Source organism: Nostoc sp. (genome assembly GCF_036917515.1).
Classification (GTDB): Bacteria; Cyanobacteriota; Cyanobacteriia; order Cyanobacteriales; family Nostocaceae; genus Nostoc.
Genome location: NZ_JBALDE010000063.1, coordinates 43,345 through 56,667, shown reverse-complemented (window position 1 = coordinate 56,667; position 13,323 = coordinate 43,345). Strand labels below are relative to the sequence as shown.

The 13,323-nt window shown below is 41.4% G+C and carries 8 protein-coding genes and 1 pseudogene; 3 read left to right on the top strand and 6 right to left on the bottom strand.

All coding sequences use genetic code 11. The features are described 5' to 3' along the window. Positions 1–619 precede the first annotated feature (619 nt). From V7K89_RS07930 to V7K89_RS07920, 3 genes and pseudogenes are all read right to left on the bottom strand, one after another. Positions 620–3,973 (bottom strand): annotated as a pseudogene (locus V7K89_RS07930) (efflux RND transporter permease subunit). 17 nt (positions 3,974–3,990) lie between these two features. Beyond that, a complete protein-coding gene (locus V7K89_RS07925; RefSeq protein ID WP_335185950.1) occupies positions 3,991–5,253 on the bottom strand; it encodes an efflux RND transporter periplasmic adaptor subunit in 1,263 nt (420 codons plus the stop codon). Between the two features lie 679 nt (positions 5,254–5,932). Next, a complete protein-coding gene (locus tag V7K89_RS07920) occupies positions 5,933–6,073 on the bottom strand; it encodes a hypothetical protein (RefSeq protein WP_335185948.1) in 141 nt (46 codons plus the stop codon). Positions 6,074–6,332: 259 nt separating this feature from the next. Between V7K89_RS07920 and V7K89_RS07915 the strand changes: the two genes are divergently transcribed. Further along, positions 6,333–7,715: an AAA family ATPase gene (locus tag V7K89_RS07915; RefSeq protein WP_335185946.1), complete on the top strand. Its 1,383-nt coding sequence runs from the start codon at positions 6,333–6,335 to the stop codon at positions 7,713–7,715. Continuing rightward, positions 7,715–8,470: a ParB/Srx family N-terminal domain-containing protein gene (locus tag V7K89_RS07910; protein ID WP_335185944.1), complete on the top strand. Its 756-nt coding sequence runs from the start codon at positions 7,715–7,717 to the stop codon at positions 8,468–8,470. The genes V7K89_RS07915 and V7K89_RS07910 overlap by 1 nt, the downstream gene beginning before the upstream one ends. 179 nt (positions 8,471–8,649) lie before the next feature. On the opposite strand, the gene V7K89_RS07905 is transcribed toward V7K89_RS07910, so the two are convergent. The 3 genes from V7K89_RS07905 to V7K89_RS07895 form a co-directional block, all read right to left on the bottom strand. Beyond that, on the bottom strand, positions 8,650–9,597 hold the full coding sequence (locus V7K89_RS07905; protein ID WP_335185942.1) for a glycosyltransferase family 2 protein: 948 nt from the start codon (positions 9,595–9,597) through the stop codon (positions 8,650–8,652). Positions 9,598–9,662: 65 nt separating this feature from the next. Next, entirely contained in the window at positions 9,663–10,691 is a 1,029-nt protein-coding gene (locus V7K89_RS07900; RefSeq protein ID WP_335185940.1) for an Npun_R2821/Npun_R2822 family protein, read from the bottom strand. A 340-nt stretch (positions 10,692–11,031) separates the two neighbouring features. Beyond that, a complete protein-coding gene (locus V7K89_RS07895) occupies positions 11,032–11,424 on the bottom strand; it encodes a hypothetical protein (RefSeq protein ID WP_335185937.1) in 393 nt (130 codons plus the stop codon). Positions 11,425–11,884: 460 nt separating this feature from the next. On the opposite strand from V7K89_RS07895, the gene V7K89_RS07890 reads away from it, so the two are divergent. Further along, the gene (locus tag V7K89_RS07890) at positions 11,885–13,321 is read left to right on the top strand and encodes a DHA2 family efflux MFS transporter permease subunit (protein ID WP_335185935.1); all 1,437 of its coding nucleotides are present in this window, start codon (positions 11,885–11,887) and stop codon (positions 13,319–13,321) included. The last annotated feature ends 2 nt before the right edge of the window (positions 13,322–13,323 follow it).

The window sequence follows — 13,323 nt, the reverse complement described above, 5'->3', positions numbered from 1 at the left end:
ATCCGCAAGCAACTGGAGTACTTCCCTACCTTGCGAGCGGCAATGGAGTATGTTCTGAGTTTAGTGTCCTAACCAACCTGGCGGTTGCTATACTTTTTGTGGGGTGGGCGTCTCGCCATTGGTGTCAAGTTCAGGCAGAAGCCCAAATGTCAAAGGTATGTTCATTGAATTCAAGGTGTCGTTTATTGAATTCAGGCAGTCGTTTATTGAATTCGGGCGGTCGTTTATTGAATTCGGGCAGTCGTTTATTGAATTCGGGCAGTCGTTTATTGAATTCGGGCGGTCGTTTATTGAATTCGGGGTGTCGTTTATTGAATTCGGGGTGTCGTTTATTGAATTCGGGGTGTCGTTCATCGAATTCGGGCGGCCGTTTATTGAATTCGGGCGACCGTTTATTATTTTTGTTCAATTTTAATTTGAGTCGGATAAAACTTAAACACAAAAAGACTTTTTAGCCAGTCCCCAGCTATACTAGTTGACCCCAGTGATTTCATTTTAACTTGACACTAATAGTGTCTCGCCGTAGCCAAGGGCAGACAAGATGTCCACCCCACAAGTAGTAGTAATTTATTTGTTGGAAGTCCCTTAATCCTCAACTCCCTATTCCCTATTTCCTTTTTCAATCACTCGAATCATTAGGTCTGTTCTCATCAGTGTTTTGCTTGATAATCACAGATGAATGTTGATGAGCGTTCGTCGTTCGCGCAGCGTCTCCGATAGGAGAAGGAGAAGACGTTGCCGTTCGCGTTCGCGAAGCGTCTCCGTCAGGAGAAGCCTCTCCAACAGGAGAAGGCATCGCTTTTGATTGTCCATCCTCGTTTCCATCTGGAGATGGTGGTTGAGAGCGATTAGCAGGTTTATGTTTCAAGAAGCGATCTTCCAAAGTCTTAATGATTACATACAGCACTGGAACAAAAAGCAAACTTAAAATCGTCGCCACAAGTAACCCGCCAAATAAAGCCGTTCCTAACGACCAGCGCGAGGCAGAACCCGCTCCGGTGGCGATTACCAGAGGGAAAAATCCCAGCAATGCCGCACTCGAAGTCATGACAATTGGTCGAAACCGTTCTTCGGCTGCGGTCAAGGCTGCCTCTCGAATTGTCATGCCCCCTTCATAGGCTTGGTTAGCAAATTCAACGATCAAAATGGCGTTTTTTGAGGCGAGTCCGATCAGCATTACCAACGCCACGTTCGCGTAGACATCGTTTACCAAACCGCGCAACGCCAGCGCACTCAACGCACCTAACAACGCTAACGGTACGGTCAACAAAATAATCGTGGGATCGATATAACTTTCATACTGAGCGGCAAGTGTGAGAAACACCATAATGATCCCGAAGCCAAAAATTAGAATGCCTAAGTTACCTGCACTTAATTCTTCGCGGGCAGTTCCGATCCAGTCACTACCAACCCCCGGTGTTGCTACTTGGCTCACCGCTTGCTGCATTGCTTGGATTGCTTGTCCACTGCTGTAACCCGATGCTTCTCTGCCTTGCAAATCGATGGCGCGGAAGCCATTGTAGTGATTGATTACAGATGGGCCTGTAATTGGTGTGAGTGTTGCAACCTCGCTCAATCGCACCATTTGGTTATTTGTCGATCGCACATAAAGCTGACGAATATCATTTGGCGATCGCCGATAGTTGCCGTCTGCCTGAACATAAACGCGATAGCTCTGCTGTCCAAGGATAAAATCGTTGACATACTGCGAACCAATGGCGGTTCCAAGTGTGGTAACAGCATCCTGAAAATTGACGTTGAGTGCTTCGAGGCGATCGCGATCAAAGTCGATTTGAAACTGTGGAGTATTGGCGGTGAACTGCGTAAACACAGCGCCTTTGAGGGCTGGTTGTTGATTCGCTTGTGCGATAACTGCTTGGGCATTGGCGAAAAAATCATCAATTGTCAGTCGCCCGTTGGTGCGGTCTTCAAGCTGCAACTCAAATCCACCTAACGTACTAAAGCCTTGAATCGGTGGGGGACTGACTGCGGTGATTACGGCTTCGGGAATCCTTTGAAATCCGCCATTAATTCGGGTCAAAATTGCAGACGCACTTTGATCGGATTTGCTGCGATCTTCCCACGGCTTGAGTTGAGCAAAGAACACGCCGCGATTTGACCCACTGCCTGCAAAGCCAAATCCTGAAGTCGCAAAAATATTATTAATTTCTGGTTCTTTTTGGAGAATTTGTTCAACTTTTTCGAGTACTTGATCGGTATAGCCAAGAGCAACTCCATCCGGGGCTTGAATAATGCCTAACAAAATGCCCTGGTCTTCACTCGGAACAAACCCAGTCGGAACATGGGTGAACATAAAATAAGTTGCAGCTAAACCGACCACAAACAATCCAATCACAACGTAACGAACGCGAATCAGAAAATTAACAATCGCAAGATATCGTTGAATTATCCATGCCAAAATTTGATTAAATTTGTTAAAAAACCAGCCAAGTGCGCCGCGTTTGGGTTCTGGCGGACGCAGCAAAATCGCAGACATACTGGGACTGAATGAAAGCGCATTAAACGCTGAAATTGCGATTGAAAAGGCAATTACTAAGGCGAACTGCTGATACATTCTCCCAGTCGAACCCGGAAAAAACGCCACCGGAATAAATACCGCCATCAACACCAGCGACGTTGCCAGCACTGCTCCAGTAAGTTCGTCCATTGCCTCGATTGACGCTTGAAACGGTCGCACTCCCTGTTCAATTTTGCGGGCGACTGCCTCAACGACGATAATTGCATCATCGACGACTAATCCTGTTGCCAAGATTAAACCAAATAAGGTCAAATTGTTTAACGAGAATCCAAACACGTAAGCAAATGCTAATGCGCCAATCAGCGAAACCGGAATCGCAATAATCGGAATAATTGTGGCTCGCCAGTCTTGGAGAAACAGAAAAATCACGAGTACCACCAGCGCGATCGCTTCCACAAGCGTTTTCACCACTTCTTCGAGTGATGCTTGCACAAACCCAACGGTATCGTAAACAATCTTGGCTTGTAATCCAGGCGGAAACTCTTTCATCAGGTCATTCATTTGCGCTTCAACGTTTTTCGCCACATCCAGCGCATTACTACCTGGTAACTGATAAATTGCGATGCCGATCGCCGGCTTGCCATTATTGTTCGCATTACTAGCGTAAGTCTCCGAGCCGAGTTCGGCATGACCGACATCTTTGAGTTTAATTAAGTCGCCATTACTCCCGGCTTTAATGACGAGATTCTCAAATCCTGATGCATCTTTGAATTGACCATTGACTCGCAGCGGAATTTCATAACTTTGACCTGGAGGCACAGGCTGTTGACCCAACGTTCCGGCTCCGGCGAGAATGTTTTGCGATCGCAGTGCTGTTGCCACATCTGTCACGGTTAATTGCCGACTCGCCAGTGCATTTGGATCGAGCCACAAGCGCATCGCATACTCTTTTTCACCAAAAATTGTGATATCGCCAACTCCCGGTGTTCTCAGCAGCTGATCTCGCAAATTGAGGTCAATATAGTTACTAATAAACAGCGCGTCATACTCATTATTTTGGGGATAAAGCGCATACACTAATAAAATGCTGGTTGAAGACGTTTGCGCTGTCACACCGAATTGTTGCACGGTCGTTGGCAAGCGAGGTGTGGCACGGGCAATCCGATTCTGCACGTTCACTTAGTCAATATTTTTATCCGTCTGTGACCCGAAATACACTGAAATTTGGCTACTACCTGCGGAACTGTTCGAGGTCATGTACTGCATTCCCTCAACGCCGTTAATCTGTCGCTCCAACGTCGTTGTCACCGCAGTTTCTACGGTTTCCACATCCGCCCCAGTATAGGTGGCTGAGACTTGAACACGAATCGGCGCAATATCTGGTAAGTAATTGAGCGGCAGTAGCGGAATACACACTCCCCCCAAAATCAGAATCACTAAGGTACAAACGGTAGCTAATACCGGGCGTTTGATGAAGGTGTTGGCGATCGACATTATCAGATGTCCTGGATTTAGGATTGCGGTTGAATTGGTGCGCCTTCTCTAAGTTTGAGAATGCCAGCAGTCACGATCGTTTCGCCGGATTTAAGTCCTGAAAGGACTTGATAGTTTGTGCCTTGAATGTCACCAAGGCGCACTAAACGCTGATGCACAATTTGCTGCTGTTTGCCGTTTACGGTTTTGTTTTCCGTGACAAACACAAAATTTTGTCCGGCAACGCGAGAAATTGCGGCGGTGGGAATTAAGATACCTGGTTGTTGATTCCAAATCACCCGAGCTCGAACGTATTGCCCATCACGCAGTCGTCCTTGTAAATTTGCAAAGCGTGCCTTGCTCAAAATTGACTGCTGATCGGAACTGACTGAGGGAGAAATGGAGTTGATCGCGCCGTTGCCAATCAATTTCTGCGTGGTGGGATCGATCAACTCAACGGGCAATCCGGTTCGCAGTTGATTCAATCGATTTGAGGGTACAGAAAGATTAATATCTAGCGAATCGTTTTGCGTGATTGTGGTAATTGTTTGTCCAGTGTTGACATAATCTCCAATCTTGACTGGAAAATAACCGACTACGCCAGTAATCGGTGCTACCACTCGTTTGAAATTAAGGTTGACTTGTGAGGCAGCCGTGCTGGCTTGGGCTTGGCGCACATTTGCCTGTGCTTGCCGAATAGCTGCACCTGATGCAGCAACTTGTTTATTTGTGGCTTGCAAGTCTGCGATCGCCGCTTGCAAATTATTTCTGGCAATGTCTAACTCTTGTCTGGCTATGGCTCCTTCGTTGACTAACTGTTGGTTACGATTGAATTGTGTCCGTTGCAGCTGAACATTGGCGGCTGCTTTAGTTCGCTGGGCTTCGGCTTGTTGAAGTTCTGCTTGAGCCGTTCCCAATGCTGCTTGCGCTGAACTCGCCGCAGCGATCGAACTGGCGACATTAGCCTGAGTCTGATCTAAACTCAAGGATGCGATCTGTGTACCTTGCTGCACTCGCTGACCACTCGATACTAGAATCGATTCGATTCGTCCCTGAGTTTGAGGCTGTAGCGTGACTTTTTGCTGCGCTTCCAACGATCCGACAAACACAGAACTTTCTTCGATTGTGCCTGCGTCAATTTTCTGAAGTTTCACCGGCAATGGTGGCGGTCCTTGAGCATTCGCTGCCGGATCGTTTTTTTGACAACCACTCGTCAATGCTGTGAGCATTAGTACGATAACTAATACTGGATTTGTGAGTAAATAGTTTAAGTATTTAAGTAGACGATCACCTTTTCGCATCAAACAAAATGTTGATTAGCTAAATGTATGTGCTGCATAATTTTTCCTTCTCAATCCAAGGGATTAAGAAAGCCTAAGAACTCTAACTTTGCCGCCGGAAATTTTTTCTCTGTCTAATTATTTTGTTTATCATTAAATTCATCTTTCATCTGAAGCGCGGCTTTACCCAAACAAACTCATCTTTAAAAAATCTCTGGATTAATACATTGCACTCAATGTACGCTGTGGATCGTTGAGGTCAGCTGACTATCTGTTGGTTTTCCTTGGTTTTGAGTCTGAGGCATTGAAAATTCCTCCTTTGGCTTTATTCTTATCAGTAGACCTAATTTGGATTTAGATTCCGACTGCTAAAAGAGAGAATTTAAAAACGTTCTGCACAGCGAAAGCATCGATCGCTGATTAAAATATTAGCCTGTGGATGGATTCCATTTTGCGACAAAAACTGATGTTGGTTGCTACATCTAATATACCCAGGCATCACAACCTTGGTATATTAGATGACTGCGATCGCTCTTGACAGCAACACGTCTCATATTCGCTCCTTTATACTAAGAGTGTTTCAGCAGTCAGATGAGTACGATTAAGCACTTAGTTAAATTACTTGTTTCAATGCAATACCATCTGTTTGTAGAATGAAGCATATCATCAATGTACTAAAAGTGACGCTTTATCCTCCAGTTTACAGACTCACGCGATCGCACTCCCAAGATGCAATCAGTATCTTTTGTTGCCTATCCCAGCAGGAAACCAAAATGGCTAATAAAGAGCTATAAACGCTCAAAAAACTAACTAGCTTTTGACCAATCTGAGTGCAGTTCATAACAGGGGTTCTCACCACTAAACTCCAAAGCTAGCTTACCCAAAGAAAAGCCTAAGCCAACTATCATACGTAGCCTATTAATTTTAAATATGGCTAGCTTTCAAAATTGGTTACTTTATCAGCAAAAGTGCTAATTTTACGATAATTTTTTAAATTTTATAAGTGATTTATATCACTCAATATAATTAAGGCTATGCCATAATCTAGCAAATATTAGGTTTTGTCTCAAGTCCAATAATTATTTAGAGGTAAAAAAATATTGCCTTTTAATCCCGAGCTGTGCCGTAACGAAAGCGAAGTTGAAAGCAAACTCATAGTGCAATATTTGCTACCACAGCTAGGTTATACTCCTGACACTTGGTATCAAGAAGTTGCGGTTGGTAGCATCCGCTTAGATTTTTTAGCATTTGCCGCACAAGTGATTCCCTTTGTCTTAGATGCCAACTCACCCCTGAGTGTCGTCATGGAGGCAAAGCATCCCAAACAAAACTTAAATAATCATGTCCCCCGACTCAGGCATTATTTAACCAGCTTGCATGTCAGGTATGGATTGTTGACTAATGGCAAAGAAATTAGAATTTATCAAAAATTGCAATATGATATTCAACTAGTATTTCAATGTTCTGGAAAGGAAGTTGAGATAAAGTTAGAGAAAATTAAAAGTTTAATTGGTAGAGAGAGTCTGAAAGAAGAACAGCTGGTAGATAAGCCAGAAGTTCAAATAACTGAAAATAATTTAATTTTTGAAATCAAGAGGCAATATTTAATGAAAACGATTGCAATCTACCACAATAAAGGCGGTGTTGGGAAGACTACTGTTGCAGTCAATCTTGCAGCAGCCTTGAGTAAAAAAGGTAAAAGGGTACTGTTAATTGATATAGATTCCCAGGCAAATACTACTTTTGCTACAGGATTAATAAAGTTTCAATTTGATGAAGAAGATGATTTAAAAGATAGAAATGTTTACCATTTAATAGAATCAGGTGACTTTAACTTTATTCCAGATATTGTTCGCCAATCTCACTACTTCAATAATCCTGAAATTGATGTTATTCCTTCACACATTACTTTGATTCAACATCAAGACACACTTAATAAAATTTTAGCGACTAGACGTAGATTAGTAAAAAAAATAAATTTAGTAGAAAATAATTATGATATTGTAATCATTGATACTCCTCCATCAAGAGATTATTATGCTGAAATTGCCTTGATTGCTGCTGATTACTTAATTATTCCCTCAGATTTAAAACCATTCGCTAATCAAGGTTTACCAACAGTTATAAATTTTATTAAACAAATTAATGAATCTAGGGAAGACATAGGCAAATTACCTATCAATATAATGGGTGTTATCGCTTCTAAAATTTCAACAAATGCTAAATTTTTACAATATACATTTCCAAAACAGAGAGATGTAATTTCAGAACGCTATAATCTGCCTCTTATGGAAGCAGTAATTTATGATAGAACAGCGCTATCAGAATGTATGAATCAGACGATAACAGTTGGAGACTTAGAGTATCCTGATCCTAAATCTGTTGTTAAATACGCAGAACAAGCTAAATCTACTGCTCAACAATCGGCTATGGAATTTGATATTTTAGCAGATGAAGTTTTACAAAAAATGGGGATTAATTAATGACTAAGTTTTACCTTGTAGATGTCAAAGATATTACTTCTGATATTCCTCGTACAAATTTTGCTGAGACTGATTTAGAAAACCTCGCAGATATGATCCTAGAGAGTGGAGGAATTATCAGACCATTAGTTTTGAAAGCTACAGATACTGAGACTTATATGGTTGTTGATGGGCATCTTGAATACTACGCTGCTGTTAAAGCACGAGAAAAAAATCCTCGTCAAGGTGAAATGGTTAATGCTTTTGTAATTTCCCCTAAAAATGAAGAGAAAATCTTGAAGCAAATAGCTATATTTAGGGGATTGGATTCTGATGATAAACCAGAAGTTAAAATTCCAATTCAAACAAATAATTCTGAATCGATTTCAAAAAACAATAATTTTAATTTTTTAGAAAAGCAAATTAATGATTTAAGATCAGAACTAGCACAAGAGAGACAAGAAAGACAGAAACTATACGATACTCTCAAGTTAATTGAAAGTCAGATACCAAAACAAATTACACCATTAGATGCATTTAATAGTCTAAGTTTACTAGAGTTGACCTTCAGATTAAGAACTGCTGGTTTTACTGATAAAAAAGCTGTTCAGGTTGCTGAAAGTGTTGAAAAAGAACGTAAAAAGAAAAAATTTGAATCTTTGAAAGATGTATTAGCAAGAGTAAAAATTGCCAATGGTAAAAAACAGATTAAAGGTATCAGTGGCGAGAAAATGGTAGATATTGTTGATAGCTGGGCACGGCTTTTGTTTATTTAAAATTTAGTTACATCTGAGTTGCAAAAATAATTCGGGGCTAATATGGATAGATAATTGTAGGTTGGGTTGAACGAAGTGAAACCCAACAATTAACGCTCAATGTTGGGTTTTGTTGCTCAACCTAACTTATATAGCTTTTCTAGATTACGTGAAAAGTAAATTGCACAATATGTTAATTTCTAACCCTGCATCTGTCGCAGTGCATTAAACGCCTTACCTCGCCACTCAACTGGTAACAACGATAAACCTAAACCAGTCCAAGCTTTAGCAGTCGAAAAAGACTGTCCCGCTAAAACTAGCTCTCTACCTTTTTGGGTTTCACCCTTTTCAATTAAACGTAAACCTAATAATAATTGTGTTTCAGTTAGACGATTTTCTCTAACTTTCTCTAATTTCTCAGACTCAAACTTATAACTTTCTAAATACTGAATTTTATCAAATAAATAAGGAATGGCTCGATTGATACCTTGCTGCTCTGTATGATAGCGATATTCCATCAATAATTCTGGTAAGTAATAGCCCTTTTTTCCAGCCAAAGCTAAACGTACAAATAAATCATTATCCTCACAATTTTGCAGATTTGGCTGCATATATCCTAATTCTTGCAAGGTTTTACGGCGAAATAATGTCGCCCCAACTTGAAAGCTTTGCTGAATAAATACAACTTCCAACAAATTATTTACAACACCTGCGGGTAAATTCTTCCTACCCCAGCGCTGAGAATTTTCTTGAGTTTTTGCTTCATCCCGCACATTGTTAATATCAATTATCCAATGGTCTGTACCAACAAAATCAATACTAGAGTCTTGAGCAAGAATAGCTGCTGTACTTGCGAGAAAATCGGGTGTAAGCCGATCGTCATCATCAAATTTAATAAAATATTCACCACTGGCAGCATCAAAGCCAGAGCGCATATTATTACTTTTACCAATATTTTGCTGATGACGGATATATTTAATCCGGTTGTCTGTGTACTGTGACATCAACTCAGGTGTGCGATCGCTAGAACCGTCATCACAAATAATTAGCTCAAAGTCTTGCTCAGACTGATTGAGTACACTGTCAATTGCGAAAGGTAGTAAATTAACTCGATTAAAAGTGGGAATGGAAACACTAACTTTAGGCATTTTTGCAATATGAGAGTGGACATTGCTTACAAACTAAATGCATAATGAGCAAGGCTGGGCAAAAACTAAGTGTATGAAATAGTTTGATTAATTTTATTCCAAAGTTTTTTGATAAATCGATTGCTTCTAGCCGTTAAGGTGGGTGGCTTTAATTGCTTCGGTTTTTGCTCTGGCTGCTTCAGAAAGCGATAGTGTAAAAATTCATTTTTGTAACGAATATCAACATCTTCACCTTGACATAAGCGGGCAAATCCAATAGCAGAATAGCCCATATAGTGAAGGCGGTGAATTGATTTTAATCCCTGTTGGTTATAAAGAATATTATCAATGTTCACAAATGTATTTGCATTAGCACAGTTGCCAGTTCTATCTTCACCATCGGGACTGAGTGTAAAGTTAAATAGTGGTCGAGCAATTCTGAAGGTCATGTAACTAAATAAATCTGCGTCACACCACCAAGCGATTTCGTTAAGCCATTCGACTTCTTTATCTTCTATCAATCGCTTTTTGAGTGTTTTTAATTCTTTAACGCCTAAAATACCCTTTTTTGAACCAAAAAAACTAGAACAGTGTATTTCTCGTCTGATTTCAGATTCAGGCAAAGACATTTTTTGTTCTAACTTTGGCAAGTCGAAAGCTGCAACTGAAGTTTGTTTTGCGTGTTCCCAGTCATCAAACACAAAGTCGTATTGGTCTAGTTTTTCTAAAACCTTGTCTAGCTTATTCATTGCCAAACTATCAGCATCATAAAATACAAATCTTTCAAACTTTCCATCAAAAGCAGACATTTTTCTGATTAAATTATTTTTTTTGTTCCATTCGATAGAATTTTTCTTTTTTCGGCTATTTCTTGGATAAGCGTTCCAAACTTGAATGGCAAAATCCTCCCATTTTTTGAGCGAGCTTTTATCGTCAAACAGAGTGACATTAGGTCGAGAACGTATCTCCTGCTTAACTTGTTTTAAGCGATCATCATAGGGAATAATACAAATCGGAATATCTGGACTAACATTCACTTCAATACTATTTAGCAAAGCTACTAGTTGGTCAAATACCACGTCATTAGCAAGTGTGTAAATCCCAAAATTATCCATTGTAATAAATTATTTTGATCTTTGATTTACTGAGTAAAGCCAATTCTTTGTGAAGCTGCACATCATTTCCATCCCTCCTAACCTTCCGGACTCGCGGGAAGCGCCGCAGGTAGTGGAGTTATTTCTTCTACACATCTTTATACAGAATTGGTATAACGCGAATAATACGATCGCTATTTTTTGACCGACTATTCTCAAATAATAATATACACATTTTCAACTTTATGCTGTAAATAAGGAGCAGGCTATTTTGGTTAGTTTGGATGATACTAAACATTACCCACCTACTTAGAAGTGCCTAAAACCTAGCTATTAAACAATTGCTTCTTAGAGAATAATCTCAGCAACCCGGCGGTTCCCACACCCTAATGACTATTCCCACAAGTTTCCAACCGTCAGCGATGGGTTGACCCTTGAGTGGTGCAACCACAAACCAAGCCACTAGCGTCGGCGCAATTGCACCAAATACTAAGGCTGCTAACCAATAGTTTTTATTATGTCGAAAATAAGGGGCAATTACTACCCAAGTCAGTCCCCAAATGCCTCCCCAGAAAGCATTTGACCAAATTTGCGGGATTCCTAATGGTTGTGTTGGTGCAGTTGAATAAGGGGCGCGAGGTGTAAAATTCACTGCATATAGCAGCGCCAACATACTTTGGTGAAATAGCAAAACAGACACAAAGCCTGCAATAAATCCGAATGCAAATCGAGATAAGCCAGCTTTTTGAGTCATTAATTATACAAAAAGGTACTTATTTGCAGTTGCAGATGTGACTTTAATAATTGACATTTCCCATTCCCTATTCCCGATGTCTCTAGAGCTTGCTTCTGAGAGTTGTCTATGATAGTTTGCTAACTAGTCTCAAGTACAGTAACTCAATCAAACTACCGTACTTTATTGAACACTATCGCTGATATAGCCGAAGGAGTGCAGAGTTAAGAGTACTTAAGTACTTTAGCAAATATATGACAAGTGGAAAAGCCAATCTTGCCGATTCAGAAGTAGATACCCGACATAAACCTGAATTTTTCATTCATCCAGAGCATTTTTGATCGACCAAGCGCCTGCTGCGATCGCACTTAACAAAATCTCCAACTTAGTTTCCTGAACTTGGTAGCAAGGATAGCACCCTACAATGAATATACGTATGCAAACTATTCACAACCGTAAAGTCAAAGGCGGAGGCTAAACGTTGGCACAATTCCAAGCAGAACCTCTGGGTTTATCAGGCTCTCAAAAAAATTGGGTCTTACTCGGTGTCGGACTTGGGGTGTTCATGTCTACCCTGGATGTGGGCATCATTAATGTTGCTTTGCCTACATTGGTGCAAGCCTTTAACACCAGTTTTCCTACTACCCAATGGGCTGTATTGAGTTACCAGTTGGTCAGTTCCGGTTTAGTCTTGGGAGCAACTCGCTTGGGGGATATGTGGGGCAAGAAATCTTTATACCAGGGAGGACTTGTTCTATTCACTTTCAGTTCGCTGTTGTGTGGTTTTGCACCTAGTATCGAGTGGTTGATCGCCTTTCGGGCACTTCAAGGACTAGGTGCTGTGTTCATTTCTGGGCTTGGTTTAGCAATTATCACAGAAGTTTTTCCCTCTTCCGAACGAGGTCGGGCTGTTGGCGTCATCGGTAGTGTAGTGTCACTGGGAATTGCTTTTGGCCCTTCTGCTGGCGGATTGCTCTTAAGCTGGTCAGGCTGGCATAGTATATTCTTCATCAATGTACCCTTAGGGATTATCGCTAGTTTCTTAATAGCTCGCGTGGTGCCACCTTCTGCACGCATTGAGGGTAAACAGAAATTTGACTTTTTGGGAGCCATATTAGCTTTATTGACTCTGGGTAGTTTTGGTTTAGGTATGACGCTAGGGCAAAGCCAGGGCTTTGGCAGTACCAATGCATTGGTATTATTAGCGATCGCCGCTGTGAGTTTCACGACTTTTTTGGTAGTTGAAGCGATTCTAAAGCAGCCACTACTAGAGCTAAAGCTGTTTCGCAATCTTCAGTTGAGTATGGGTTTGCTAAGTGGCTGGTTAGCATTCATTGTTATTGGCGGTTCGCTACTGATCGTCCCTTTCTTTCTAGAGAGCGTCAAGCATTATCCGACGGTAAAAGTAGGGCTATTACTAGCCGTATCGCCTGTACTGAGTGGGTTAATTGCCCCACTGGCTGGAATACTTTCAGACCGCTTTGGCGCTCGACTAATCAGTTCAATTGGGCTGGGGTTGATGATTGGGGGCTGTTTGGGGATTAGTACCTTTGACGCTCAAATTACTGAGCCAGGCTATATATCGCGCTATTTTATTTACGGTATTGGTCTGGGTTTATTCCAATCGCCCAACAACAGCACTGTTATGGGCTCGGTACCGAGAGAGCGGCTAGGGATTGCTTCTGGGCTGTTGTCTTTGTCACGTACCTCAGGGAACACCGTAGGAGTTTCTCTAATTGGGGCAGTATTTGGAGCCTTAATTGCTAGTATGTCTGCGGGTGCAGATGTCTCTGTTGCCCCTCCTGATGCGATCGTTGCAGGGTTCCAAGGAACTTTTCGTTTTGCAGCCCTAATACTGTGTGGGGCAGCTGTTGCATCCGTTTTGAGGATCGGTAAGAGGCTGGGGGCAGGGGAGTAGGG

Coding starts and splice junctions, on each gene's coding strand:
- V7K89_RS07925 (WP_335185950.1), bottom strand. CDS start 5,253: ATGCGAAAAGGTGATCGTCTACTTAAATACTTAAACTATTTACTCACA.
- V7K89_RS07920 (WP_335185948.1), bottom strand. CDS start 6,073: ATGAACTGCACTCAGATTGGTCAAAAGCTAGTTAGTTTTTTGAGCGTT.
- V7K89_RS07910 (WP_335185944.1), top strand. CDS start 7,715: ATGACTAAGTTTTACCTTGTAGATGTCAAAGATATTACTTCTGATATT.
- V7K89_RS07905 (WP_335185942.1), bottom strand. CDS start 9,597: ATGCCTAAAGTTAGTGTTTCCATTCCCACTTTTAATCGAGTTAATTTA.
- V7K89_RS07900 (WP_335185940.1), bottom strand. CDS start 10,691: ATGGATAATTTTGGGATTTACACACTTGCTAATGACGTGGTATTTGAC.
- V7K89_RS07895 (WP_335185937.1), bottom strand. CDS start 11,424: ATGACTCAAAAAGCTGGCTTATCTCGATTTGCATTCGGATTTATTGCA.